This is a genomic window from Huintestinicola sp., from assembly GCF_051882455.1.
Classification (GTDB): Bacteria; Bacillota; Clostridia; order Oscillospirales; family Ruminococcaceae; genus Huintestinicola.
The window spans coordinates 57,701-83,481 of record NZ_JBJERV010000034.1 but is presented as its reverse complement, the minus strand read 5'-3'; the positions used below and the strand labels follow the sequence as shown (position 1 = coordinate 83,481).

At 48.7% G+C, this 25,781-nt stretch carries 25 protein-coding genes; 13 read left to right on the top strand and 12 right to left on the bottom strand.

From position 1 onward, the window contains the following. The first annotated feature begins 109 nt into the window (after positions 1-109). The 4 genes from ACI4J0_RS05250 to ACI4J0_RS05235 all read left to right on the top strand — a co-directional run bounded on the left by ACI4J0_RS05250 (position 110) and on the right by ACI4J0_RS05235 (position 4,313). Entirely contained in the window at positions 110-2,695 is a 2,586-nt protein-coding gene (locus tag ACI4J0_RS05250; protein ID WP_439764762.1) for an NYN domain-containing protein, read from the top strand. A gap of 2 nt (positions 2,696-2,697) precedes the next feature. Then, complete coding sequence (locus tag ACI4J0_RS05245; protein ID WP_439764761.1) at positions 2,698-3,159, top strand: peroxiredoxin; 462 nt, start codon at positions 2,698-2,700, stop codon at positions 3,157-3,159. Between the two features lie 76 nt (positions 3,160-3,235). Beyond that, the gene (locus tag ACI4J0_RS05240) at positions 3,236-3,847 is read left to right on the top strand and encodes a DUF4303 domain-containing protein (protein WP_439764760.1); all 612 of its coding nucleotides are present in this window, start codon (positions 3,236-3,238) and stop codon (positions 3,845-3,847) included. Between the two features lie 31 nt (positions 3,848-3,878). Next, positions 3,879-4,313, top strand: coding sequence for a hypothetical protein (locus ACI4J0_RS05235; RefSeq protein WP_439764759.1), 435 nt, complete (start codon positions 3,879-3,881; stop codon positions 4,311-4,313). A 62-nt stretch (positions 4,314-4,375) separates the two neighbouring features. Here ACI4J0_RS05235 and ACI4J0_RS05230 read toward each other — a convergent pair whose 3' ends face one another. After that, positions 4,376-5,911: a hypothetical protein gene (locus ACI4J0_RS05230; protein ID WP_439764758.1), complete on the bottom strand. Its 1,536-nt coding sequence runs from the start codon at positions 5,909-5,911 to the stop codon at positions 4,376-4,378. A gap of 43 nt (positions 5,912-5,954) precedes the next feature. Next, positions 5,955-6,608 carry an orotate phosphoribosyltransferase gene (gene pyrE / locus ACI4J0_RS05225; RefSeq protein WP_439764757.1) on the bottom strand — a complete coding sequence of 218 codons (654 nt, stop codon included), beginning with the start codon at positions 6,606-6,608 and terminating at the stop codon, positions 5,955-5,957. A 214-nt stretch (positions 6,609-6,822) separates the two neighbouring features. Here pyrE and ACI4J0_RS05220 point away from each other — a divergent pair, with 214 nt between their 5' ends. The 7 genes from ACI4J0_RS05220 to ACI4J0_RS05190 all read left to right on the top strand — a co-directional run bounded on the left by ACI4J0_RS05220 (position 6,823) and on the right by ACI4J0_RS05190 (position 12,148). Then, entirely contained in the window at positions 6,823-7,653 is an 831-nt protein-coding gene (locus tag ACI4J0_RS05220; RefSeq protein WP_439764756.1) for a TrmH family RNA methyltransferase, read from the top strand. Next, positions 7,650-8,126 (top strand): pyridoxamine 5'-phosphate oxidase family protein, encoded by a 477-nt coding sequence (locus ACI4J0_RS05215; RefSeq protein ID WP_439764755.1) that lies wholly within the window; start codon positions 7,650-7,652, stop codon positions 8,124-8,126. Before ACI4J0_RS05220 ends, ACI4J0_RS05215 begins: the two co-directional genes overlap by 4 nt. 13 nt (positions 8,127-8,139) lie before the next feature. After that, on the top strand, positions 8,140-8,808 hold the full coding sequence (trmB, locus tag ACI4J0_RS05210) for a tRNA (guanosine(46)-N7)-methyltransferase TrmB (protein ID WP_439764754.1): 669 nt from the start codon (positions 8,140-8,142) through the stop codon (positions 8,806-8,808). 24 nt (positions 8,809-8,832) lie between these two features. Next, positions 8,833-9,570, top strand: coding sequence for a Fic family protein (locus ACI4J0_RS05205; protein ID WP_439764753.1), 738 nt, complete (start codon positions 8,833-8,835; stop codon positions 9,568-9,570). A gap of 206 nt (positions 9,571-9,776) precedes the next feature. Continuing rightward, positions 9,777-10,322: a bifunctional adenosylcobinamide kinase/adenosylcobinamide-phosphate guanylyltransferase gene (locus ACI4J0_RS05200; protein ID WP_439764752.1), complete on the top strand. Its 546-nt coding sequence runs from the start codon at positions 9,777-9,779 to the stop codon at positions 10,320-10,322. Positions 10,323-10,338: 16 nt separating this feature from the next. After that, positions 10,339-11,400: a type IV pilus twitching motility protein PilT gene (locus tag ACI4J0_RS05195; protein ID WP_439764751.1), complete on the top strand. Its 1,062-nt coding sequence runs from the start codon at positions 10,339-10,341 to the stop codon at positions 11,398-11,400. A gap of 283 nt (positions 11,401-11,683) precedes the next feature. Continuing rightward, positions 11,684-12,148, top strand: coding sequence for a helix-turn-helix domain-containing protein (locus ACI4J0_RS05190; protein ID WP_439764750.1), 465 nt, complete (start codon positions 11,684-11,686; stop codon positions 12,146-12,148). 43 nt (positions 12,149-12,191) lie between these two features. On the opposite strand, the gene ACI4J0_RS05185 is transcribed toward ACI4J0_RS05190, so the two are convergent. From ACI4J0_RS05185 to ACI4J0_RS05175, 3 genes are all read right to left on the bottom strand, one after another. Further along, positions 12,192-13,061, bottom strand: a complete 870-nt coding sequence (locus tag ACI4J0_RS05185) for a PP2C family protein-serine/threonine phosphatase (protein WP_439764749.1) — start codon at positions 13,059-13,061, stop codon at positions 12,192-12,194. Positions 13,062-13,112: 51 nt separating this feature from the next. Next, positions 13,113-13,901, bottom strand: a complete 789-nt coding sequence (locus ACI4J0_RS05180; RefSeq protein ID WP_439764748.1) for a PP2C family protein-serine/threonine phosphatase — start codon at positions 13,899-13,901, stop codon at positions 13,113-13,115. A 146-nt stretch (positions 13,902-14,047) separates the two neighbouring features. Further along, the gene (locus ACI4J0_RS05175; RefSeq protein ID WP_439764747.1) at positions 14,048-14,719 is read right to left on the bottom strand and encodes a M48 family metallopeptidase; all 672 of its coding nucleotides are present in this window, start codon (positions 14,717-14,719) and stop codon (positions 14,048-14,050) included. 826 nt (positions 14,720-15,545) lie between these two features. Between ACI4J0_RS05175 and ACI4J0_RS05170 the strand changes: the two genes are divergently transcribed. After that, entirely contained in the window at positions 15,546-17,516 is a 1,971-nt protein-coding gene (locus ACI4J0_RS05170; RefSeq protein ID WP_439764746.1) for a protein kinase domain-containing protein, read from the top strand. Between the two features lie 146 nt (positions 17,517-17,662). After that, the gene (locus ACI4J0_RS05165; RefSeq protein WP_439764745.1) at positions 17,663-18,259 is read left to right on the top strand and encodes a Uma2 family endonuclease; all 597 of its coding nucleotides are present in this window, start codon (positions 17,663-17,665) and stop codon (positions 18,257-18,259) included. 125 nt (positions 18,260-18,384) lie between these two features. Here ACI4J0_RS05165 and ACI4J0_RS05160 read toward each other — a convergent pair whose 3' ends face one another. The 7 genes from ACI4J0_RS05160 to ACI4J0_RS05130 form a co-directional block, all read right to left on the bottom strand. Further along, entirely contained in the window at positions 18,385-19,761 is a 1,377-nt protein-coding gene (locus tag ACI4J0_RS05160; RefSeq protein ID WP_439764744.1) for a hypothetical protein, read from the bottom strand. Then, positions 19,748-20,161, bottom strand: coding sequence for a hypothetical protein (locus tag ACI4J0_RS05155; protein WP_439764743.1), 414 nt, complete (start codon positions 20,159-20,161; stop codon positions 19,748-19,750). Before ACI4J0_RS05155 ends, ACI4J0_RS05160 begins: the two co-directional genes overlap by 14 nt. 15 nt (positions 20,162-20,176) lie before the next feature. Beyond that, a complete protein-coding gene (locus tag ACI4J0_RS05150) occupies positions 20,177-21,562 on the bottom strand; it encodes a Sapep family Mn(2+)-dependent dipeptidase (protein WP_439764742.1) in 1,386 nt (461 codons plus the stop codon). Positions 21,563-21,591: 29 nt separating this feature from the next. Beyond that, positions 21,592-21,993, bottom strand: a complete 402-nt coding sequence (locus ACI4J0_RS05145) for a hypothetical protein (RefSeq protein ID WP_439764741.1) — start codon at positions 21,991-21,993, stop codon at positions 21,592-21,594. Further along, on the bottom strand, positions 21,990-23,180 hold the full coding sequence (locus ACI4J0_RS05140; RefSeq protein ID WP_439764740.1) for a DUF6688 domain-containing protein: 1,191 nt from the start codon (positions 23,178-23,180) through the stop codon (positions 21,990-21,992). Before ACI4J0_RS05140 ends, ACI4J0_RS05145 begins: the two co-directional genes overlap by 4 nt. A gap of 99 nt (positions 23,181-23,279) precedes the next feature. Further along, positions 23,280-24,971, bottom strand: coding sequence for a M3 family oligoendopeptidase (locus tag ACI4J0_RS05135; RefSeq protein ID WP_439764739.1), 1,692 nt, complete (start codon positions 24,969-24,971; stop codon positions 23,280-23,282). A 99-nt stretch (positions 24,972-25,070) separates the two neighbouring features. Then, a complete protein-coding gene (locus ACI4J0_RS05130) occupies positions 25,071-25,730 on the bottom strand; it encodes a Crp/Fnr family transcriptional regulator (protein ID WP_439764738.1) in 660 nt (219 codons plus the stop codon). Positions 25,731-25,781 lie beyond the last annotated feature (51 nt).

The following is a 25,781-nucleotide window of genomic DNA, read 5'->3' as shown; positions in this document are numbered from 1 at the left end:
TAAGATTTTTCCAAACCGCCGCACAGCTTTCTGTGCGGCGGTTTTTTGCTTGACGAATATCTCCCGCTGTGGTATAATAATATAAAACTATTTGTTTAGGAATGAAGAAATGAAACGACTTGTGATCGGAATGACCGCCCATGTGGATGCGGGAAAGACCACCCTTTCCGAAGCGATGCTCTATGTAAGCGGTGAGCTTCGGAAGCTTGGACGGGTAGACAAACGGGACTCCTTTCTTGACACCCACGCCATAGAGCGGAGCCGCGGCATAACCGTCTTTGCAAAGCAGGCGGTAATGCGCCTTGAGGACGCAGAATACACCCTCCTTGACACCCCCGGGCATACGGATTTTTCCGCCGAAACGGAAAGAGCCTTGTCCGTCCTTGACTGCGCAATACTTGTGATAAGCGGCATAGACGGGGTGCAGAGCCATACGGAGACCATCTGGCGGCTGCTGGGAAGATACAATACCCCCGTATTTGTTTTCGTGAACAAAATGGACATAACTGCTCTCGGCAGGGATTTTCTGCTCAGGGAGCTTAAAGCAAAGCTTTCGGACAGGATAACCGATTTTACGCCGAGAGAGGACAGGTCGCCCTTTTACGAAAGCCTTGCGGACCTTGACGAGGATATGATGAACAGCTTTCTTGAAACGGGGGAAATTTCCGATGAAATTATCGGGGAGGCGGTTTCCCGCAGGAATGTTTTCCCCTGCTATTTTGGCTCTGCGCTGAAGCTGACGGGAATAAAGGAGCTGCTCTCGGGCATATCCGCCTATGCAAAAGCACCCGGATACGGCGAGGAATTCGGGGCAAGGGTATATAAGATAACCACCGAAAACAATCTCCGCCTTACCCATATGAAGATAACGGGAGGCAGTCTTAAAGTCCGCTCCGAGATAGACGGCGAAAAAGTCACAGCACTTCGGATATATTCGGGAGCGAAATTCACATCTCCCGATACCGCTCCTGCAGGCACTCTCGCTGCCGCCGCAGGGCTTACAAAGACCTATGCGGGGCAGGGGATAGGCACAGAAAAGGACGGCGCTTCACCGATGCTCACACCCGTGCTCAGCTACAGGCTGGTACTGCCGCAGGGTACTGATGTCCACACCATGTATAAAAATATGCTCCTTCTTGAGGAAGAGGACCCCACTCTCCGCGTAAGCTTCGACTCCCGCTCGGGTGAGATACAGGTTAGCCTTATGGGCAAAATTCAGCTGGAAATTCTTACGGCGGTGATAAAAGAGAGGTTCGGCACGGAGGTCAGCTTCGACCGCGGCAGCATAGCCTACAGGGAGACTATTGCAGCGCCCGTTGTGGGAATAGGTCATTATGAGCCGCTGAGGCATTATGCGGAGGTCCATCTGCTTATGGAGCCGCTTCCCCCGGGCAGCGGACTGGTCATCTGCTCCGACTGCTCCGAGGATATACTTGACAGAAACTGGCAAAGGCTAATTCTCTCAAATCTTCACGATAAGACCCACATAGGTGTGCTCACAGGCTCCCCCGTAACGGATATGAAAATAACCCTTGTAACGGGAAAAGCCCACCTGAAGCATACCGAGGGGGGCGATTTCAGGCAGGCGGCATACAGAGCTGTGCGAATGGGACTGCGGTGTGCCGAAAGCGTGCTCCTTGAGCCGTTTTACAGCTTTACTCTGCGGATACCCCGCGAATTTACGGGCAGGGCGATAAACGACCTGCAGCAGATGGGAGCGGAATTTTCCTCTCCCGAGACCGAGGAGGAAAATACGGTCATCAAGGGCAGCGCACCCGTTTCCGAAATGGCGGATTACCACACATCCGTCTCGGGCTATACCAAGGGCAAGGGGCAGCTTACCTGCGTATTCAAGGGCTATTACCCCTGTCATAATGCCGATGAAGTTATAGAAAATATAGCCTATGACCCCGACAGCGACCTTGAAAACACCGCCGACAGCGTTTTCTGCGCTCACGGAGCAGGCTTCGGGGTGAAGTGGGACGAGGTGAAAAGCTATGCCCACCTTGAAAGCGGCATTTCCTTCAAGGGTGAGGAGTCTGCGGCGGAAAAAGCGTTTTCCCGTACGGTATCGTCAGTTCCTGCGGACGATGATGAGCTTATGGCGATTTTCGAGCGCACCTACGGGAAAATTGACCGAAGTCCCCGTGCGGCGATGAGGCGTGAATACGAGCCGCCTCCAAGATCAAAGCCCAAGCCACTGCCCAAAGGACCCACCTATCTCCTTGTGGACGGCTACAACATCATTTTCTCCTGGGAGGAGCTGAAAAAGGCGGCGGCGGATAACCTTGACCTTGCCCGAAGCAAGCTGATACAGCTTCTCTGCAATTACAGAGGATATAAAAAGTGCGAGGTCATTTTAGTATTTGACGCATACAAGGTCAAGGGCGAGCACCGCGAGGTGGAAAAAACAGGCGGCATTTCCGTAGTCTACACCAAGGAGGCGGAAACTGCGGATATGTACATCGAAAAGGTGTCCCACGAGCTGGCGAAGGATTTCAGAGTGCGCGTTGCCACCTCGGACGGAGCGGAGCAGGTGATAATTCTCGGAAACGGGGCATACCGCGTGTCCGCTGCGGAATTTTACGAGGAAGTGAAGGCTGCTGAAGCCGAGATACAAAAGCTTATAGAGGATAATGCCAACAAAGGCAGGAACACTCAAGGAATAAAAGTTAAAAATAAGAAAGGTGAATGACTATGCTTACAGAAAATGTAAAGGCTCCCGATTTCAGACTGACTGACAAGGACGGAAAGGAATACGCCCTTGAGGATTTCAAGGGAAAGAAGCTTGTGCTGTATTTTTACCCCAAGGACAACACCCCCGGCTGTTCAAGGCAGGCGGCGGCATTCGGCGCGGCTTACGAGGAAATAAAAGCTCTGGGTGCAGAGGTTGTGGGCATAAGCAAGGACAGCGCCGCTTCCCATGGAAAATTTGCGGAAAAATACTCCCTGCCCTTTATACTTCTCTCCGACCCCGAGCTTGAAGCCATAAAGGCATACGATGTATGGCAGGAAAAGAAGAATTACGGCAAGGTGAGCATGGGCGTTGTCCGCACCTGCTACATCATTGACGAAAAGGGCGATATCATCAAGGCTATGCCCAAGGTAAAGCCGGATACAAATGCGGCGGAGGTAATAAAGTTTCTTAAAGGGGAGTAAAAAATCCTCTTTCTGAAATAACATAAGATAATATACGCATATCATAAACCATAATTGAATTTGGAGAGCTATAGCTATGCACGATGAAAATCGAAGCGAAGTATTGGAAAATTTTATCAGAGAGTTACACCTGCGTTTGCAGCAGATGGAGAACGAAAAGCTTATTGAAGCATTGGAAAATGCATTCAAAAACGCTGTAACTTCTTTGCGTGAAGAGCATAAAGAAAATTTCTATTATTTTGCTTTTATATTTGATGAGGGACTTCATCCATACATTTCGGCTTGGTCATATGAAGCATATGAAAAATCTGTCATTGAAAACAAAATAACAGAAGAAGATAAAAGCTGGTGGAAATGGGATTATGCCGATTCACCATATGCGGTTTATGGATATGATGAATTTTTTTCGGAGGCAAGCAGTTTACTTGACGAACGGGCAGGCAAATTGTCAGATGATGAATTGTATGACAGAGAATGGTTCACACGAATGTGGGCTATGGAAGAAGCCTTAAAGCGCCTTGACATATCCGGTTTTTTCGGCATTGGCGAAAGCCGGAAAAATGTTGTTATCAATGTAGAACAAGCACCTCCCGACTGTCAGGAATATGAAAGGGCTTTACGTCTCAATCCTCAGTCGGAACTGCTTTGCGAATATCTGGAAGTATGTGAGCGTGACGAACAGACCTGACCCGAATGAAAAACTTCAAGGAGAGAAGCATATGCAAAACGGATTATATTACATAAGCGAGGAAGAAGTCAGCGGCGTAAAAACCTCAGTGCCCGACGGAGTTTTTATAGCCGAGATAGACTATGAAAGGATAAACAGCGAAAGTGATTATCTTAACCTTATGGGAGAGCTTTTTCGTTTTCCCGTTTTTGAAGGTCAGAAGGGGCACAGCTGGGACGGCTATTACGACTGGATAACAGATCTTAACTGGGAAAATGACAGCGAATGGCTTGACATTTCCCGTAACGGCTTCTGCCTTATCATTCACGGCTGCAATAAAAACGGCTATGAAAAGCGTTTTGACCCGCTTCTCAAAAAAATCGTTGATGGCTTCGTTTATGATATCATACCTTTCTGGAAAAAGGATATCACAGATGTGGTGGTGTGCGGTGAGCCTAAGTCGTTTTGCATTTATCTTGTGCTATAAAAATGCCCGATGTATCAACAGGCGATACATCGGGCATTTATTTTATAAGGTCAAGCGGAAGATCAGCCTATCTTATTTACCTCGTCAAGCAGGACCTTCTTGGACTCAAGACCGGTAAGAGCGCTGTTCACAAGGAGATCCATTCTGTAGCGGATATATTCCTCGTACAGGTCGGTGCCGAAGACATTCTCGGTAATGAGAGCCTTGTACTTAGCCTCGCTGCAGTTTCCGGAAACAAGGCAGAGGGTCTGCTCAAGCATAAGCATTTTTCTGTCTCTCGGAGATGTGGAGCTGTCGCTGCTGAGACGCTTGAGCTGCTCGAGAACAGCAAGTCTGTCCTTTCTGACGGAAAGGGAGGTATCTGTAATGCCTGCAGCGGTGCGGATAGCATTGGTCTTGAATGCCTCGTCCGCAAAGGGGAAGATGCCGTAGGGTATCTCTCCCTCGGGAACGACCTTGTAAATATCCTTGTCAAGAACGGGATATACAAGCTCTTCGTAAACGGGCGCAAAGAAGTAGTCGGAAGCGTCCTTGAAGATGATGGGATATTTCCAGCAAAGCTCTGTTCCGCCCAGAGAGGTGTCGTTGCAGGGAGCCTTTTCGGTGGTGTAGAAGCTGTTGTAATCGGTGTTGCACTTATTGCTTGTAAGCTCGGTGAGCTTTGCTGCGCTGTAATCGCCCGTATCGTCGCGGTCGCAGTCAAGGAAGGTCCTCACGCCGCTTGCGCACTTGCGGTAAAGGTTCTCGCAGAACTCGGGAACGTTTATGTACTTAGCGAAATAATCCGAAGCAAAGGAAGCGGTAACATCATCGCTCAGAAGCTCGATATCGTCCTCCTTGTCGGTCCTGTACTTGTTGGTGATAAAGGTAACTATCCTCTCCTTGACAAGAGCAGTTTCCTTTTCGGAAAGGGTGGCAAACTCTATCCTGTCGAAGATGATATCAAGCATAAGGCTCTTGGGAACAAAGCCGTTTAAATACTTGAAGCGGTCATTTGTAAGAAGGATAGCCATCTTGGGGAGAATTTTCTGCTGCTCGGAAACGCTTGTGGGTATCTTGTTGGACATTACGCCCAGATATGCCAGCATTTCTGCGTATTTCTTCATTATCTTAGCCTCGGAAAGGAAGTTGAAGAAATAGCCGTAAACGTATTTCTTAAAGAAATCCTTTATGCTTTCAAAGAGAGCGGGGTCGGAGTTTATCTGAGCCTTGAAGCCCTCTATGACATTAACGGCATTCTTGGGAGCAACAGTCTCCTCGCCGCCGTTTACAGCCTTGATAGCCTCGGCGTGGGACTTGAAGAAAAGCTTGCCCATTGTATGGCAGCAGCAGTCAGGGTCTGCGCCGTTCTTCTTCTCCTCGCTGTAGGACCAGATAAGATATGCGCGGTGCATATTTTTAAGAGTGTCCTCGGATCTTGCGGTAAGCTCCTTTTCGTCCACCTTCCAGCTTGAGGAAAGGTGTCCCGTAGCGTTGAAATCCGCAAGGATAGCCTCTATCTCCTCTTTGAATGCGGCATATGCGGGGGAGTTATCCATGTAGATAACTGCGTCCATAAGCTCGGGTGCGATGGTTGTAAGGTCTAAACGTACGCTCATTGGTAAGACAGTCCTTTCTGAAAATATTTATTTTAAGCTTTGATCATACTCCGTAGGTGCTGCGGTATTCCTTCATCTTTTCAAGGTATTCCTGTCCGCCGATAACGCCCTCTTCAATGGCGGAGATGATGTCGTTTATATTAACGATGGAATAAACCTTTATGCCGTAGTCCTTATATGCCTGCTGTACGGCGGAAAGGTCGGTGTCGAGAGCCTTTTCCATTCTGTCAACGGTAATTACCATAGCGGTGATGTCAACATCAGCGGCGTCCTTGAGCTTGGGATAAACTTCTTTGAGCGCCTTGCCCGAGGTCATAACGTCCTCGATGATGACCACCTTTTCGCCCTTCTTGGGCTGTCTGCCAACGAAAAGACCGCCTTCGCCGTGATCCTTGACCTCCTTTCGGTCAAAGCAGAAGCCCACGTCCATATCGTATTTCTGAGCCAGCGCCATAGCCGCGCAGGAAGCAAGGGGGATACCCTTGTATGCGGGACCGAAAAGGCACTCAGCTTCAATGCCGTTTTCCTTTATGCAGTCAGCGTAGAAGCCGCCCAGACGGGCAAGCTGTGCGCCAGTGTTGTAGTTTCCCGTATTGATGAAATAGGGAGCCTTTCTGCCGCTCTTGAGAGTGAAATCACCGAAGGTGAGCACTCCGCAGTCCGCCATGAATTTAATAAATTCGTTTTTATAGCTCATATTTTCAAAGATCCTTTCAGACATAAGCACAGCCCGTAAAAAGCAATGCAAACATCAATAGTCATATATATGAAATAATTATAACATATTTATTTGTGCATTTCAACAGGTTTTGAAAATATTAGCATAAAATATTTTGCAATTTTATTGTTGATATGGTATAATAGCAAAGGATAATTAGCATAGAAAATGTCTCAGAAGGAGATTTTGATAAATGCCGAACATCATACACGTGACCGACCTGTCCGAGGAGGGCGTAAGCGTTTTCTCAAAGCTCACCGAAGCGCAGCTGAGAAACCGCCTTGAGCCCGAGAAGGGCATATTCATAGCCGAAAGCCCCAAGGTGATAGACCTTGCCCTGAACGAGGGCTATGAGCCTGTTTCCCTGCTTATGGAGCCCAAGCACATCGAGGGGCAGGGCAGGGCGATAATAGAGCGCTGCGGCGATATCCCCGTATATACCGCCGAAAGAAGCGTTCTGGCGAGCCTTGCGGGCTTTGAGCTTACAAGGGGCGTTCTCTGCGCAATGAAAAGACCCGTTCTTCTCCCGCCCGAGGAAATCTGCAAAGGCGCAAGGCGCATTGCCGTGCTTGAAAATATAATGGACTCCACCAACATAGGTGCAATATTCCGTTCTGCGGCAGCGCTTGATATGGACGCCGTTCTTGTGACGCCCTCCTGCTGCGACCCCCTTTGCAGAAGGGCGGTAAGAGTGAGTATGGGAACTATCCTGCAGGTGCCCTGGACGAGGATAGGAAATGTTCCCGCCGACTGGAGCGAGGGCGGAACGGACAGGCTCAGGGAACTGGGCTTCAGGACTGCCGCCATGGCTCTTAGCGATAATTCCGTAAGCATAGACGACCCCGCATTAAAGGCTGAACAGCGCCTTGCCATAGTGCTGGGCGCAGAGGGAGACGGGCTTGCAAAGGAAACTATCGCAAGCTGCGATTATACCGTCAAAATACCCATGTCCCACGGGGTGGACTCGCTTAATGTCGCCGCCGCCGGAGCTGTGGCATTCTGGGAACTGAGGATAAGGCAATGAGAAGAAAAGACCGTGAAATAACCGATACGGATAAAATTATGGAAATACTGGGCGAATGTAAGGTAATGCGGCTGGGAATGTGCCTTGACAATATCCCCTATGTGACCCCACTGAATTTCGGCTATGAGCTTACGGAAAAGGGCTTTGTGTTCTTTTTCCACTGTGCGCCCGAGGGAAAGCGGCTTGATATCATCGCTCAAAATCCCAATGTGTTCATAGAGATCGACAACGGCGGGACTCTCACCGCCGCCGAAAAAGCCTGCGGCTGGAGCAGTGATTACAAAAGCGTTATGGCAATGGGAAAGGCACGTGTAATAAACGATAATACCGAAAAGAAGCAGGCTCTTTCCCTGCTGATGAAGCACCAGACGGGGCTTGAATTCGCCTTTGAGGACAATGACCTTGAGGGTGTCTGCGTCTGCGCCATAGATGTATCGGAAATGACCGCAAAGGCAAGAATAACCATAAATTGAAAGGAAAAAATAAATGAGGATAAGAAGAAAAAAGTGGGCGCGCCCCGAGCTGGATGCCTGCCCCTATTACATAGACAACGCCGAGGAAATGAAGGGGAGATGGCACGAGGCATTCGCGGATAATTCCCGTCCGCTGTATCTTGAGCTTGGCTGCGGCAAGGGCGTTTTTGCGGCTCAGCACGCCCTCAGATATCCGGATATAAACATCATTGCCGCCGATATCAAGGCGGATATGCTCGCTGTGGGCAGGAGAACGGTTGAGAATATGTTCGGAGCGGTGGAGCGCACCCACGACAACATAATGCTCCTGAGAATGAACATCGTGAACATCTCACAGCTCTTTGCGGAAAACGACACCGTTGACCGCATTTACATAAACTTCTGCAACCCCTGGAACAGGGGCAAGCACAACAAGCGCCGCCTGACTCACCCGAGACAGCTTGAGCAGTACAGGAACATTCTGAAGCAGGGCGGCGAGCTTCGGTTCAAGACCGATGACGACGAGCTTTTTGAGGATTCGGTGGAATACTTTAAAGAGTGCGGCTGGGAGATAACCTACATTACAAGAGACCTTCACGCCGAAAATCTCCCCGATAATCTCATCACCGAGCATGAGAGAATGTTTGCAAGCGAGGGAAAGAAGATAAAGTTTCTTATTGCGCTTCCGCCGAGGAAGGAATAAGCTGCACGGGAAAGGGGCGGATATATGGAAAGCTTTGTTAAACAGCTTAAAAAACAGCTTACAGACGAGTTTCAAAAGGGCGACAGAAAGGGCGTTTATGCTTTCACTCAGAAAAGTATGGCGTATAATTCCAACAAGATAGAGGGCAGCACCCTGACAAGCGAGCAGACCGCTTCCCTTTTCGATACGGGAACGATAATATCCGAGGAGAGCTTTGTTTTCAGAGCAAAGGACATTGAGGAAATGACGGGTCATTTCAAAATGTTCAATGAGGTCATCAAAAGCCTTGACAAGCCCTTGTCCCCCGAGCTGATAAAGACCTTTCATTATCAGCTTAAAGCGGGAGTGTTTGAGGATCACGCAAACGGCTATCCTGTAGGCGAGTTTAAAAACAGGGCAAACCACGTTTCGGACATTGAAACGGAGCTGCCCGAAAATATTCCCGAAAGAATAAGCGGACTTGTTGACAAATATAACAGCGGAAGCCGCAGACTTTCGGATATTGCAGAGTTTCACGCCGAATACGAGCGCATACACCCTTTTCAGGACGGAAACGGCAGGACGGGACGTGCCATAATTTTAAAGCAGTGCCTTGACAGCAATATCATTCCCGTAATTATTTCCGATGATGATAAGCTCAGATACTATCACGCCCTGCACAGGGCACAGGTAAACGGCGATACCGAAGGTCTGCTTCGGTTCTTTGAAGAGCAGCAGAGCAGATATTACGAGCAGATAAAACGATATATAGTTTTGGAATAAAATCCCTTGACATATTTCCGAAATTAAGGTATAATATTTTTAAACAATATTTGCCTTTTTTATGAAAGAGCAAAAGTTGCTTTTTAAAAAGCAAAAACCGACTCAGGCAGCACTTCAATGGGGATAGGATAAAATTTCTTATCCCCGTTAGGTTTATAAGGACTGAAAATCTATTTTATAAGCAAACAGAAAGGAATGATCTGTCAATGTCAAAAACAATTCTCGTAACGGGAGGCGCAGCAAGCGGCAAATCCCGATGGGCTGTCAGCTATCTTGCAGCCTGTGATTACGTCCTCTATCTCTCGGTAGCCGACAAGGTGGACCACGATACTATGGGACGTATCGAGTACGGCAACAAGCACAACTACGTTGAGTGGGATATCAAAACGGGAGTAAAGTCAGCTCCTGCCGATGTCATAACCGACCACAAATTCGTTATCTTCGACAACCTTGCCGCATATGCATCTCAGGTAATGAAGGAGATGTGCTCGGATATCGCCTCTATGGACGAGGAGACAAAGAAGGCTGTGGAGAAAAAGATCATTACCGATGTTTCGGATATGTATGACAAGATAATGGTGATCGACGGAACCATGATAACTGTTACCCTTGAAACAGGCTTCTCCGTTACCCCCGAAAACAAGGAGCAGGCTGTTTTCAGAGAGGTGCTCGGAAACGTTAACCAGCGTATCGCAAATATGTCCAATGAGGTCTATCTCTCCGCCAGCGGTATCCAGTTCAAGATAAAGTAAGAAAGGAACGATAAAAATGACCTTTGAAGAATTTATTCTGGAAGCCAGAGAAATGGGTGCTTCCGATATCCATCTCACAGTAGGCGCGCCTACCGTTGTCCGCATCAACGGCGAGCTGAGAAAATTCAAGGAGCTTTCCGATGTAGTGGTTAACCGCACCATTCTTTCCATTCTGAACGCCGAGCAGGAGCAGCTCCTCACTCAGGGCAACGATATCGATTTCAGCTTCGAGCTTGAAAACGGCGCAAGACAGAGAGTTAACGTGTTCAGACAGAGCGGAAGGCTTGCCTGCGCTATCAGACTTTTAAACGATAATATCCCCACACTCGAGGATCTTAAAATGCCCGCCGTCCTCACAGAGCTTGCGGAGAAAAAGCGCGGACTTATCCTCGTTACAGGCCCTACAGGCTCGGGTAAATCCACCACTCTTTCCGCAATGGTAGACTACATAAACAGACACCGTGCCTGCCATATCATAACCATCGAGGACCCCGTGGAGTACAGATATGTCCAGGATAAGGCTACCATTCATCAGCGTGAGGTAGGACGTGACGTAGGCTCCTTCAGCGACGCCCTCAGAAGCGCCCTCAGAGAGGACCCCGACGTTATCCTCGTGGGCGAGATGAGAGACTATGAGACCATCTCCCTGGCAATGACCGCAGCGGAAACGGGACATCTCGTTCTTGCCACCCTCCACACCTCGGGTGCCGCTCAGACCATTGACCGTATCATCGACGCCTGCCCTCCCCACTCCCACGATCAGGTAAGATCACAGCTTGCAAATATGTTCCAGGGCGTAGTATCCCAGACCCTTATCCCCACCGCCGACGGCAAGGGACGTGTAGCCGCTCTTGAGATACTTATCGGAACAGACGCAGTCAAGAGCCAGATCAGGGCAAACAAGATACCTCAGATGGAGTCTGTAATGCAGGCAGGCGCACGTCAGGGAATGTGCACCTTCCATGACCACCTGGTAAGACTCTACAAGAGAAATGTTATCTCCTACGAGACTGCTATGGAATATGCTTCCGACAAGGCAGAGATGGAAAAGGCTCTGAATATGACCGCAGGCTTCTGAGCCTATGCACAAAAAGCGGAAAAAGTCTACAGCTGACAGCTGAATTTGCGATTTTCTCCGTTTTGCCCAAATATAAAATAAGCGGGAGGCGGCGAAAAATGCTGCCTCCTTTCTTTTCGGATAGCTTTCTGAACAGTATGCATAATTTTTTCCAAAAGTCTACAGCTGACAGCTGAATTTTCCATTTTCTGCATTTTGACGAAATATCCGAAATGCGCTTGAAATCCCGTTTTTTATATGCTATCATACTATTATGTTATCATAATTTCAAGGAGTGGTGACAATGAAACGGATAAGCATCGAAAAGCTGCGTGAGGCTTCGGAGAAATGTACCGATCAGCTTGCAAACGAGATAATGCGCACCGAGAATATTGACGATTATCTCGAAAGGAACGGGGAATTTCTGAATGAAGCTTCATTGTCCGCTGAGCTTTGCCGCCTGCTGGAAGAAAAGGGGCTGAAAAAAGCGGACGTTATCGCCGCAAGCGGGATAACGGCTACCTATGCATACGATCTGTTCAGCGGATATAAAAACAAAAGACCTTCCCGAAATATTATCCTTGCCCTTTGCTTTGCCATGGGGCTTGACGTGGACGAGACCCAGAGACTTCTGAAAATTTCCGACCACGGCGCTCTTTACCCCCGGGTCCCCAGAGATTCGGTAATAATGTTTGCGGTAAAAAGCTCCATGACCCGATGCGAAGCGGACGATCTGCTCAGCGAAAAGGGTATGGAGACATTGATATGAAAAAGACCTTCTTTGGCAGTGCGCCAAGGAAGGTCATTTTTTATTATATTTCCGATGAAGCGTAAGCCGTATCCGCCGATGCTCCCAGGGTCGCATCAGGCTCATTGCTGTTTGTAAGAAGAATACCTGCCCCAAGTGCAGCCGCCGCTGCGAAGATCAGTGTCAGGGGCAGCAGAAGAGAGCCTTTGGGGGCTGTGCTGACTTTCTTATCCTCATCGCCGCGGATAAAGCCGCATACGGCGGAATAATTATCCCCCGCATTTTTCGCCCTGAGTATATGCCGTTTGAGCATATATTCAAGCCACTTCTCAGGAGTTTCGGATTTGAGCAGGTCTGCCTCCATTTCCCCCTCCAGAACGTATTCCCAGAAGCCGTCCGAGCATATGAGAAATGCGTCCCCGCTCTGCATAGTTATGGGAGCGGCGCATTTTGCACCCAGCTTTTCCGCACCTCCCAGCACCTTCAGCAGGCGGCTTCGGTCATCGTTTCCCCGTATCTCCTCAAAGCTTATCATTCCCATATCCACAGAAGCGCGGCATACCGAGTGATCCTTTGAAATAAAGATAATTTTGCCGTCTCTGAAATAGTATACCCTGCTGTCCCCCGCATTAACGGGAATGAATATGTCATTATGGACAAATGCGGCAGCGATGGTGGTTTTTCCGCCTGCACCGTTTTTCGCTACATAGCCGTTAGCTCCCTCAAGAAGCTCGGCTATGCTTTTTTCGTCATAATTGCCGCTGAAATTTTCCGTGATATACCGAACAGCGGCAGCAGAGGCAACTTCTCCGCTTGAGTGACCCCCAAGCCCGTCTGCAACAGCAAATACTCCCTTGTCCTCAAGGAGAAGTATACTGTCCTCGTTAACCTCGTGGCCGCCGGGAGCGGTGTATTTTGCGGTATCAATAATCATTTTGTGTGACCACCCTTGTTCTATGAGCTTTGTAATTCCGAAAAAACTGTATCAGCCGAAGCTCAGTATCAGCGCAGTGAAATTATCCTGATTGGCAAATCCGCCTGCCAGCACGGTTTCCTCCAGCTTTTCTGCCGTTTCGCCCGTGGGAACTGACATAGCGCCGCAAAGGACCTCGCCGCTCACAGCGTTATATACGCCGTCGCTGCATATGAGGAGCCTGTCGCCTTTTTCGGGTATCAGAGGACGGATATTACCGTCGGGAGAAATATCCCCCCTGAAACCGATATACTGACGGAGGGAGTCCTTTCTCGGGTCTGCAAGAGCCGTTTCCACGGTCATATCCCCTTTGATGACGCGGCAAAGCAGGCTGTTGAGATGGTCCGTGTCCTCGCTCAGAGCCGTGAGGATACCGTTTCTGAAAAGGTATATCCGACTGTCGCCCAGGCTGCACCAGTATATCCCCGAGGAAAGACACAATACCGCCGCACCGGTAGTGCCGCCCTGTGCTCCCGAAGCGATGTACTGTCCGTTGATCGTCTTAAATGCCTGTTTAAGAAAAATATGGACAGGGAGCGACATATCGCGGGAGCTGTGCATCTCAAGCATAGACGATACGAAGGTGCTGCTTGCATGCGCGCCGTCCGACAAGCCGCCCATACCGTCGCCCAGAACTGCCATAAAGCCGTATTTTTCGACAGCTTTTTTGTCAGCGGGGGAGAAGCCGAAGCTGTCCTCCTGATATGGTCTTGACCCTTGGCAGTTTATGCTTTCCGCCGTAATATTTTCCACAGGGGAATTTTGTATTTTCAGGGGGATATTAAAAACGTTATTTTTCATAAGACCTGTTGAGCCCCACCCTTCCGCTGCACATTTTTTTTCCGTATTATCATACAGAAACTGCGGCTTTATTACATAAATTATAACATCTATACCTCTATGGTTGGTATGCAGTTTGGCATTATTTTCTGACGAAAAAAGTCCCGTCACTTGTCCAGTCCGTATTCGGAAATGGTTTTCTGAACGGCTTTCAGCGCCTCCCGCCGCTCCTTGAAGTCGGGTATATACCTGCCCACCAGCGCCCAGAAATCGGGGGAGTGGTCCATGTGAACGGTGTGACAAAGCTCGTGAACGATGACATAGTCGATAAGCTCGGGGTCGGCGGCTATGAGCATACGGGAGAGGTTTACGGACTTCTGCGCCGAACAGCTTCCCCAGCGGGTCTTTGCGCTGTTTATCCTGACGGCGGTCACTTCAAAGCCCATGCGCTCTGCGGCGGCATATGTACGGGGGACAAGGGTCTCCTTTGCAATAGCCCCGTAAAGCTTTCTCAGGTAGGGGAGAAGGGCTTCAAGGGTCATATTCTCGGGCAGATGTATACAGCCGCCAATATATCCGTAGGGCTTTTCGTGACTTACGGTGGAGAGCTTCCCGAAAAGGGGCAGCTCCGATGGGGGCAGTGCAAGCCGCTCATTTTTCTGCTCTGTGCGCTCCGAGGCGGCGGCGGAGTGCTTTTCTATCCATTCGGACTTCTCCTTGATAAACTCCTCTATCCTGCTTTGGGGGAATTTGTATGGCGCGCGGACGATGAGCTTTCCCGACTTATCTATGGTCAGGGCAAGAGTTTTTCTGCCGCTGCGAATTAACTCATATTCCAAGTCTGCATATCTCCTTAATAAATCTTTTATACAATTATATCATATTTTGTCTGATTTTCAACTTTCTATATGTAAAATTTGACGAAATGCACTAAAACTTCTCCGCCGCTTGTGCGAATTGGAGAAAATGCGGACAGGCGGCGTGTTTCCTTGACTTTTTCTGTTCGGAGGGGTATAATATAAGTATGAAAATGCAACCGATCATCACACTTTTAAGGAGGAGTCGGCTATGGGAAAGAATAACGCTTTGAACATCATTCATTCGGTCTTTACGGCAATCGAATTTACAGCGGTCTTTTTGATGGCCGCGGTGATAATTGTCTGCGGAATGATATGAACGGAAGCTTTACAGCCCCTGTTTTTGTGACGGGGGCTGTTATTTTTTTAAAGAAAAAAGAATAATTTATAATGCCCGATTTATTGAGCGGAAATATCTCAACTAATGGCGCGGAAACAAAGCAGCAGTTTCGTAAAAACCGACAGCGCGAGGTCGCCGCGGGGCGTCCCCCGCAAATTCCGGATATATCGGGTCAATATTATACTAATGGCGCGGAAACAAAGCAGCAGTTTCGTAAAAATCGACAGCGCGACCTCGCCGCGGGGCGTCCCCCGCCACCGCAGGTGAAATGTGTACAAAAAAATTCAAAGGTTACAAAGCGAAAACAAAATGGTGTCAAAAACAATGGAAAAGATTAAATGATGAAAACAAAAGGCTGACAATTCGGGAAAACCCATTGACAGGAGCGTTTTAGGCTGATATTATATTATTGCGGGAGTGCGTACAGCCCCCGCATTTACGAATTTTATCCGAAGGGAGACGCAGGCTTTGGCTGAATATAACTTAAAACTTTGTATGGGCTGTATGGAGCCGAAGGATTCAGACGGCGTATGTCCCCTATGCGGATATTCACCCGACGTTCCGTCGCTGCCCGAATATCTGTCTCCCGGAACATTCCTGAATGACAGATACATCGTAGGAAAGCTCCTGCGCTTCAACGGCGAGGGCGCCGACTACATAGGCTTTGATACCGTGACCTCTTCAAAGGTCACAATACGTGAATATATGCCCGATACTCTTTGCAGCCGTGCAAAGGACAGCAGCGTCATTGCCGTAAAGCAGAACTGCGTTGCTCAGTACAAGGCGTTTATGTCCGAATTTGTGGAGCTTAACAAAATGCTTGCCAAAATGAGGACTCTCGGGCACATCAACCCCGCCATCGATATGTTCGGCGACAACAATACGGGATATGTGGTGTTCAGATACATCGAGGGAATGAATCTGGCAAAATATCTCAAGGAGCACGCAGGTGAGCTTACCTGGGACGAGGTCAAGAAAATGTTCCCGCCCATATTCACCACCCTTTCCCTTATCCATAACGCAGGACTTGTCCACAGGGGAATTTCTCCCGAAAATATAATAGTTGACGAAAAGGGCGAGCTGAAGCTCATAGGCTTCTGCATTGCTGACGCACGTACCGCCAACACCGAGCTTGCCTCCGAGGTATACAGCGGATATGCCGCTCCCGAGCAGTACAGCTCAAGCAACTGGCAGGGCACCTGGACGGACGTTTACGGCATATGCGCCCTGCTGTACCGCATACTCACAGGCACCGCTCCCACAAACGCCATGGAGCGCCTTGCAAATGATACACTGCTCCCCCCCAAGAGCCTTAACAACAACATTCCCGCCAATGTCTCAAAGGTCATTATGAACGGAATGAGCCTTTCGGGTGAGCTTCGCATACAGACGGTCACAGAGCTTGTTACCCAGCTTTTTGAGGAGCCTGAGTTCAATAAGCCCCGTCCCGCGGCGCAGACCCAGACCATCTCTATCCCCAAGCAGCACAGCACCAAGGGTCCTGCTCCCGAGCAGAGACCTGCAAAGAAGCCCGACCGTATGAGCAGGCGCAAGGTTTTTGCAATTGCAGCCGTAGTTACCTGTATTGTGGCATTTACGGGCATGGCTGTGCTTATGATGACCCTTGACGACAACAGCAGCCAGATAACAAATGCTATCACACAGGCGACTACCCTTGAGACCCTTCCCGATACCGAAACTATGCCCATTACCGATGAGAGCGGCGAGACTGTGACCACATCTCTCCCCGCATCGGTGACAGAAGCGGCAGACCCCTCAACTCTCCCCACTCTTGCAGTCATTGAGACAGGCTCCGTTTCCGACGGCACCTCCGAGCAGACCACCATCAAGCCCGGTGCAACGGTATACATTATGAACGACCTGGTGGGCAAGAATTACGATACGGTGAAAAACTCCTCGGCTAATGAAAATCTCACCATTATCCCCGAGTATATCTACACCGACGAATACGAAAAGGGAATTATTTTCGAGCAGTCCATCGAAAAAGGCTCCAACTACGAAAAGGGCACCGAGGTCACTCTGAAAATAAGTATGGGTCCCGCAAAGGTAGTAGTTCCCGAGTTCTTCGGACTGAGCAAGAAGGATTATTTCGATATCCTCAATGCAAGCGGCATCAAGTATGAGGAAAAGGCATACGAGACCGACAACACCCTTAACGATTATGTTGCATGGATAAGCATTGAGCCCGGCGAGTATATCGACCTTGAAGCAGGTGAGGTATTGTCCGTTTTCGTTGCGGTAAATCCCGACAACACCGCTCCCTCCGAGACGACCACCACCGCAACCGAGACCACCGAGGAGACCTCTTCGGCGTGGGTGACTACCGCCATTCCCGAGATAACTACCATTACCGAATCTCAGCCCGTTACTTCCGCGCTCACCGACGAGCCGGATATCACCATTTCGCTGGATTATTAAGCTTGTGCTGAACAAAAGAAAGATACAAAACGGAAAAAGCCGCCGCCCGAGGGAGAGATACAGCCTCGGGCGGCGGTGATTTTTCGGAATTTTACTTGTAAAATCCTTTGAAACGATGTATAATATATACACGGAGGTGAACGCATATGCCAATTCCTATCACGAAAAAATATACAGCCGAGGAATATCTGAAAATGGAGCTGCCCGAAAGGTGTGAGCTGATAGGCGGCGAGATATTTCCCGGAGAAGCAGCCGAAAAATATGACCCACGGACCGATAAGCCGGTCTGCCTTTCTGCACCGAGTCAGACACATCAGCGGATATCAAGGGAGCTTTTGTATGCCATAACGGACTATATACGAAAAAACAAGGGCAGCTGCGAGGTGTTTGCTGCACCGTCGGACGTTAAGCTTGACGACAGCAACATAGTCCAGCCGGATATATTTGTGACCTGCAGCCCCGAAAAGCTTGACGGGCAGTTTCATAACGGTGCCCCCGACTGGATAATCGAGATACTTTCTCCCTCCACCCTGCGGAGAGATTTTTTAAAAAAGCTTTCCTTATATAAAAGCTTCGGAGTTCGTGAATATTGGATTGTTGACCCCACAGACAGCCGAGTTATTGTGTATTGGTTTGAAAACGGCGCCGTTACCGAGCTGTACACCTTTTACGATGATATTCCCGTTCATATTTACGAAAACGCCCCTTTGCCCCTGACTATTCGTCTTGCGGATAATTTATAAATTTGGCTTCAACACGTACGTTACCGAGCCACAAAACAAGAAAATTATTTCTATCTTTCCAACGAGGTGGCTTCAGTGACACGCTGACCGCCGCCCGAGAAAAATTATTCTCGGGCGGCGGTGATTTATTTTCGTCTTGCTAAAAGCTTCTTTGCATATGCCCTTGTATCGGGATTTGCATCATAGCAGGCTTCTTCAAGTATACTGTCCGAAAGACAGCGGCACTTGGACATTGCTTTTATAACATAATACCTGCAAAAGGTGCAGCTCATTCGGGAATATATGTACGCAAGTATTTCCTTTGCCCTTCGTGTGGGATAGCGTCTGAAAGCCTTTTCTATATCTCTGTAAAGCATATGAAGCTGATATTCGTCAAAATTCACGTTTTCCAGAATTGACAGCAGATATTTTACATCTTCTCCCTTTGCCTTTGAAACGTATGCGTCCAGAGCCGCAGCCATAAGCTCCGAGTCTGCATTATCGGGGAGCTTTGAAAGCTCCTTCGCCGCATATTTTTTAACAAGCTCCTCATTATCGGAAATTTTGCACATTACATAGAAAAGCTTCTCACGAAGCTCCTCGCTGCCGCTGTCATACATACTGAAAAGCTTGCCGCTGTCAAGGGGAAAGGGTCTGAAAATAAAGGCTCCAAACATAATAAGCTGCTTTTCTCCGTCCTTCTCGGACAGCATAAGCTCTGCAAGCCTTTTCAGATCAGCTTCATCGGCGGATTTGGCAAAGAGCCTTGTTGTCAGCTGCTTTTTTCCTATATCCTCATCGCCGTTAAGACATTCCATAAGGTGGTCAAAGCTGGGACGGGGGCGCTTTTCGGGCTTGTTTTTGGGGTATCGTCTGAAAAGAAAATGCTCGGGGTCATAAAATGCATTATCAAAGGCTTTCACATATTCCCTCGGGACATCTTTCAGAAGCTTTCGTGAATACTCTTTACCCTTGTCACGCAGAAAACGCATATAAAAATATTCAAGGCTGAACATATCCGAATTTGGATACTCGGTCAGATATTTTCCTACGTTTTTCACCGTTCTCACGAAATAGCTTTCGTCCTCATCGGACAGGACGGTACAGAGATTTTCAAAGCCGTCTCTGCGGCAGCGGTCAGGGTGCATCTTTCCGGTTGAAAGCTCTTTCAGCTTTCTTTCAAAAAGGCGGTCAAGAAACTCTGCCGCCCCGGAATACCCCTTTCTCCGGTACAGCACAAGAATGGATATCATCTGCTGACATTCCCAGTCGTCTAAATTCCGCTCATTTTCAAGGCGGCGCATTATGCTTTCCAAAAAACAGGACTCCTGCCCCGTAAGACAAATTGCCTCGAAAAGATAATCTGCCCTGTCGCCCTCGCACTGCATATCAAAGCAGGTGTTGTGGGTGCAGCAGTATTCTATCTGACGGGCATAATCCATTGGAGATGGACAGTTTTTCAGAAAAATCAGCGCGCTGCCGCAGCCATTAGCTAAAAGCTGTCTGAACTCACTTTTTTTCATTCTCTTCTCTCTTCACCCTCTCCTTTATCCTCTCGGGGTCGTTCAGATAATCATCAAGATCGAGATATTCGTCGCAGACAAGCTCCTTGTAGGCTCTCTGCCTGTCAATATAGGTGGGGACGGTCTCACGGCTGAGATATTCCTCCTCAAGCCATTTAAGCATTTCGGCGTGCCCTTCTTCGGAAAGTGGAAATTCCCGCATTTCCACATTCTCGGACTTGTCAATGCAGTTCCTGCCCGACCAGATATACGCTCTCAGGGTCTTGTCCCCCTCCTTGGGGCAGTTCGGCACTACCTTGTAGTTCATATCCTTTTCGGCGGCACTGCCTGTGAATATGCCCTTTTCTCCGAACACGAAAAATTTCGGTATCTCAAAATATTTTGAGGCTGATGAACCCATTATTTACCCTCACTTTCACATACAAAGCCGCAGTATGGCTTCGCAGTATATTTCAATGTCCTTTGTAAGCTCGTCTATTCCGATAAATTCGTCGGCGCCGTGCATATTGTTCTCATCGCTCCACTCCGCGCCGAATGCAACGCCGTTTTCCGTGTCGTGGACATAGGTGCCGCCGCCGATGGCTATGCATTTCCCCTCTTTGCCCGTGGAGTCACGGTAAACGGAAAGAAGCGTTTTTATCATTTCGCTGTTTTCATCGGCATGGTGGGGCTCGCTGACAAGTGAAGCATTGCCCGAAAGTCCTGCCTGCATAAGCTTCTCGGTCATTACGGGGATAATGTCCGAGCTGCGCCTGCAAACGGGGAAGCGGCAGTCGGTCATAAAGGAGATTTTTCCGTCATGACAGTCCGCAAGGCTCAGAACAAGAGTCAGCGCACCCGAAAGCTCGTCCGAGCAGTCAACACCTATGCCCATTCCTGCGCTGTCGCCGTAGGGATAAAGCTCCGACATTGCCATGAGCTTTTCGGAAATGTCCCCGTCAAAGGGGAGCTTTGACAGCAGGGTGATAAGGGCGGTGAGGGCGTTTTTTCCCTGTTCGGGAGTTGAAGCATGGGCACCCTTGCCCTTTGCCTTTATACGAACAGTATTATTTTCTTGATTTTCTACCGAAAGTATAATACTGCTCAGCTCATAGTCTTTGAAAATCTCAACGATCTCCTCTGCCTCAAAGCCCGAAACAACCGCTTCCGCTCTTTCGGGAACGGCATTTGCAACGCTGCCGCCTTTAAGGGACAGGAGAGCCTTATTTCCCGAGGAGTATTCCCCCGTTATGCCCAGACGTATCATTCCCTTTTCGATGTTTATTACGGGAAAGCTGCCGTCGGGGGTGAAAAGCATGGGCGGGAATTTTTCCTTTTGGGTGTAATATTCCATATCCGCAGAGCCGTTTTCCTCGTTGCTGCCGAGAATAAGGCGGAAATTTCTGCGCAGCTTTACTCCGCTGTCACGTATCATTCGCATTGCGGTGATAACGGCGGCGGCAGGGCCTTTGTCGTCAATTGCTCCTCTGCCGTAAACTCTGCCCTCACGAATTTCCGCTTTAAAGGGGTCGGAGTGCCATTCCTGACCCTCGGTGGGTACAACATCAAGGTGACACAAAATTCCAAGCTCCGCTTCGCCTTCTCCGAAATCGGCGGTTATGGCGTGGTTGTCGAAATTGCGAACCTTAAAGCCATCTTCCGAAAGTGTCTTTGCCGCAAATGCAAGACAGTCAGCACATTCCTTGCCGTAGGGCATATTTGCCTGCGGCTCACCCATTACGCTTTTAAAACTTATAAGTTCGGAAAGAAGCTTTACGGCGCTGTCTGTGTATTCGGAGGCTTTTTTTGAAATGCTGTTCATAATTTTATTGAAATTCCTTTCGTATATTTTTATGGGTGTGACAGTCCTATTGCGATTTTGATATCGTGTACCATTCCAATTGCAAAAATCCAAATAAATGAGATCACAACTGTCAGCATAAGCGAACCGATAAGTGATATCAAAAGCTCTGCTATCATGTATCCTGTGTCATTCGGGTACTTACAAACAAAGATAATATATCTTATCCAAAGTATTATTGATGCCAATAGGAAAACCAGCCAAATTATCTCATCAAAAGGCGCTCTGTAGGGGTAATCAGATCTTGAAAGAAAAATACCATCCAAAAATGAACCCAAGGACATTCCGCTTGAAAGGGATATGGCTGTTACCCAAAGCACGCACTTCTTGATATGTGCGCTGTAGGAGCTGTCGGCGGCAAAATTCTTTATCTTATCGGCTATTTTTTTCATCGGCAGTCCCCCGTAAATTCTCTTACGTGTCTGCCCGTATACTGAACCGCTATGCGGCTCTCGGGGTCTTTATCAAAAAGGTACAAGGTGAGGAGGAAAAGCCACTCAAGGGGCTTCATTGCGATATATACAAGGTCGGCGCGAAGCTTTGTGGTGATGTGCTTTGAAACGGGGTAGCCGTATTTGTCGTAAACATGCCGCACCCATTTGTGGAAACGGGGGGCTTTGTCCTCGATAAGCTGCTCGAATGCGTTTGCCACGCAGAGCTGTCGGTTAACGCCGATTTTTACTCCATGGCGTATTCCCAGACGGGTGGGCTTTACCACTTTTTCGTGACCGTTTACCGCTACGGTGCAGAGGTAGTGTCCCTCGTACTCAACGGGGGGCGGCGATATCATGGTTGAATATGCCCAGTCGGAGGTCTCGGTAAAGGCTTTGATAATGCCCGTGGGACCTTGTCCGAAAAGTATGCAGATAATTATGAGCAGTCCCGTCAAGGGTATTATGCCAAGAATGGGGAACCATATCCAGCCTGCGGACTTTTCGAGGACCTTTCTGAGATGTTTGTCAATGGCATTTTTCGGCTCGATGTCATTTTCACGGAAATGGGCGGTGTAGAGAAGTATTGTTTCCCGTATGACCCTTGCGGAAATGATGATATAATTTATGGGGAACAGAAGCAGGTAGGGTATGGCAATGAGAATAATATCATCGTTCAGCAGATTTACCGAAAGTTGAGAAACATAGAACAGGCTGAGAATTATTCCGCCGTACACTCCGCTTACGCATAAAACTGCGGAAAGGGGCGGCAGGATCTTTCCACGGCTCAGTATCACAATACATACCGCCGCCGCAAGGGCAAACAGGAACAGGGTCAGGGCATAGTCGGAGGAAAAGGGTTCGTGAAGCTGGGTGAATTCACTGACATCATTTTTTACAACAGGCTCGTCCCATTTGTAGCTGCTTATTAAGGCGATATCTAATGCGCATAGCAGGAATCCCGTTATCATTGTGATGACAGTCCATTTCTGCTTTTTCTTTTCGGGAACATTTCTCTTTACAAGGTGAATGATATTTTTCACCGTAATGATGAGCGGGAAAATGAAGCAGATAAACAATATCGCTAAAGAGATGATTATCCCAAACAGCTGATTTACAGCTTCAAGCAAACTTTCAACAATATTCATAGGTCATTCCTCCTTTTCTCTATAATATCATACCTGTTATCAAATGTCAAGAGATTTTTATTGATTTTCGATATAATATTATTGAGATAGAGGAAATGATTATTTTATGGGATTACTGTCGAGCCAGTTCTGCGCCGCTTCGGCAACGGTTTTAAGAGCCTTGTCTCCGAAGGGGGTGTCAAGTCCTGCGGCGGCAACAAGTCCGTCAAAGGTCTCTTCTCCGCCCAGACGGACAAGCTTCATATAACGCTCAAAGGCTTCGCTTCTGTCCCTCTGCATTACTGCCCAGAACTGCAGGGCAACGGTCTGGGCAAGGCAGTAATCAATGTAGTAGAAGGGGCGCTCATAAATGTGGGTCTGTCTCTGCCATGCTCTGCCCTCGCCGTAGAAGGGGCTGCCGTCCAGGTCTATCCAGGGCATATAGATCGCCGTAAGCTTTTTCCATTCGCCTATGCGCTCCTCGGGTGTCATTTTTGGGTTTTCGTAAACGATGTGCTGGAAATGGTCAACCATCGTGCCGTAGGGAATGAATTTGATTGCGTCCTCAAGGTGCTTGCGGCAGAATTTCATTGCTCCCTCACCGAAAAAGTCCTCGGCGCTTGCCCAGCCGAAAAATTCCATTGTCATTGAGTGTATCTCGCAGGATTCAAGTGTGGGGAGCTGGTTGTCGGTGGGGCGCTTGTGGCGGTTCACATATGCGGCAAAGGCATGACCCGCTTCGTGGGTGATGACCTCCACATCTCCCTGTGTGCCGTTGAAATTGGCGAATATAAAGGGGGACTCGAAATCGGTAAGCTCTGTGCAGTAGCCCCCTGCCGCCTTGCCCTTGCGGCTGAGCACGTCCATAAGCTCGTTATCCATCATAAAGTCGAAAAACTCGGCGGTGAGAGGGGAGAGGTTTCTGTAAAAGCGTCTGCCCGCTTCAAGGATATCCTGGGGACTGCCCTTGGGAACGGCATTTCCGTCACGATAGGCAACGGGTGTGTCCGCATATTTAAGGGGATAGCTTACTCCCAGCCGCTCTGCCTGCTCCCTGTAGAGCCTGTCTGCGGCAGGTACCATATATTTTACCACAGCTTCCCTGAACCTTGCCACATCTTCCGGGGTGTAGCTGTTGCGGCACATATTCAGATATCCCAGAGGGACATAATTCTCAAAGCCCATTTTTACGGCTTCTGCGTTTCTCACCCGTACAAGGTCGTCATAAATGCGGTCAAGCTCGGCTTCGTGCTCCTTGTAGAAGCCGCTTTCCGCAGCCCATGCCTTGTGGCGGATATCATCGTCGGGAGACTGCTTGTAGGGAGTGAGCTGGGAAAGTGTCAGCTTCTTGCCGTCAAAATCTATCTGAGCGGAGGCAATGAGCTTTTCGTACTCGGTGGTGAGCTTGTTGTCTTCCTGCATTTCGGGGATAATTTCGGGGGAGAAGCTTTTGAGGAAAATATCGGTGTTTATAAACATCACCCTGCCGAACTTTTTCTCAAGCTCGGGACGAAAGCTGCTTTCGGCAAGAGCCTTTGCCACCGACTGACCGTACTCGGTGAAGGTGGGGTTTGCATTGTCGAAAAACTCGTTTTCATCGCTGTAGAATTTGTCCTCGGTGTTGATGGTGTGTCGGATATAGCAAAGGCTGTACATGGTGTTGTAGCTGCCGCCCGTTTTATCCCATGCAAGGTAGGCTTCGGCTGCTTCCTCGGCTGAGCGGGCGTTTGTGATGCCTGCTGCTGCCTTTTCGGCTGCGGCTTTCAGCTCGTTCATATCGGGGCGGGTGTAGTTCATTTCGGAAAATTTCATAGTCGCTTGCTCCTTTTCCTGCTGATTTTTGTTTCATATATTATATATTTTACCTCTATTCGGCAAATTAGTCAATAGCGATCGTACCGGGCAAATTTATCAAAGCAGCTTAAATCTGTTCTTTTCAAATTCCAGCAGTCCCTCGTCCCTCATTCTGCAAAGCTCATTGGACATGGCGCTCCTGTCCACCGAGAGAAAATCCGCCAGCTGCTGACGGTTGAAGGGAATGGAAAATGAGCTGCTGCCCCGGCGATTTGCTTCCTCGGACAGATATGCCATAAGCTTTTCGCGGGTGGTGCGTTTTGACATATACCCAAGCTTGCGGACAAGCTTTCTGTTTTTTTCGGATATGGCAAAAAACAGGTTCCGCACCGCTGCGGAGTGGAATTTGCAGGCATTGGGGCAGACGGTGATGATCTTTTTAATATCCATAAATATGACAGCGCTGTCCTCAGCCGCGATCACATCGTTCATCACAGGGCCGCTTTCGGGAGCGGCATAGCTTTCCCCGAACATCTCCCCGGGGTCAACAATGCTGATGATGCTGCAGTTGCCCCAGTGATCGTCCCGCTGTATATGAAGCCTGCCCTCTGCAAGCACCATGATATTATCTATGCGCTCACCCTGTCTCAGAACGTATTCATTTTTCTTATATGCGGAAAGCCTTGCCTGCATACAGCCCAGCATTGCTCTGATGTCCTCTTCGCCAACTCCCGAAAAGAGCTGAGTGTTTTTTAAAACAGGAATATATTTCTCCATAGCTTCCTCATTTCTGTTGTAAAAACAACCGACTTGTTTTAAAAATTATAT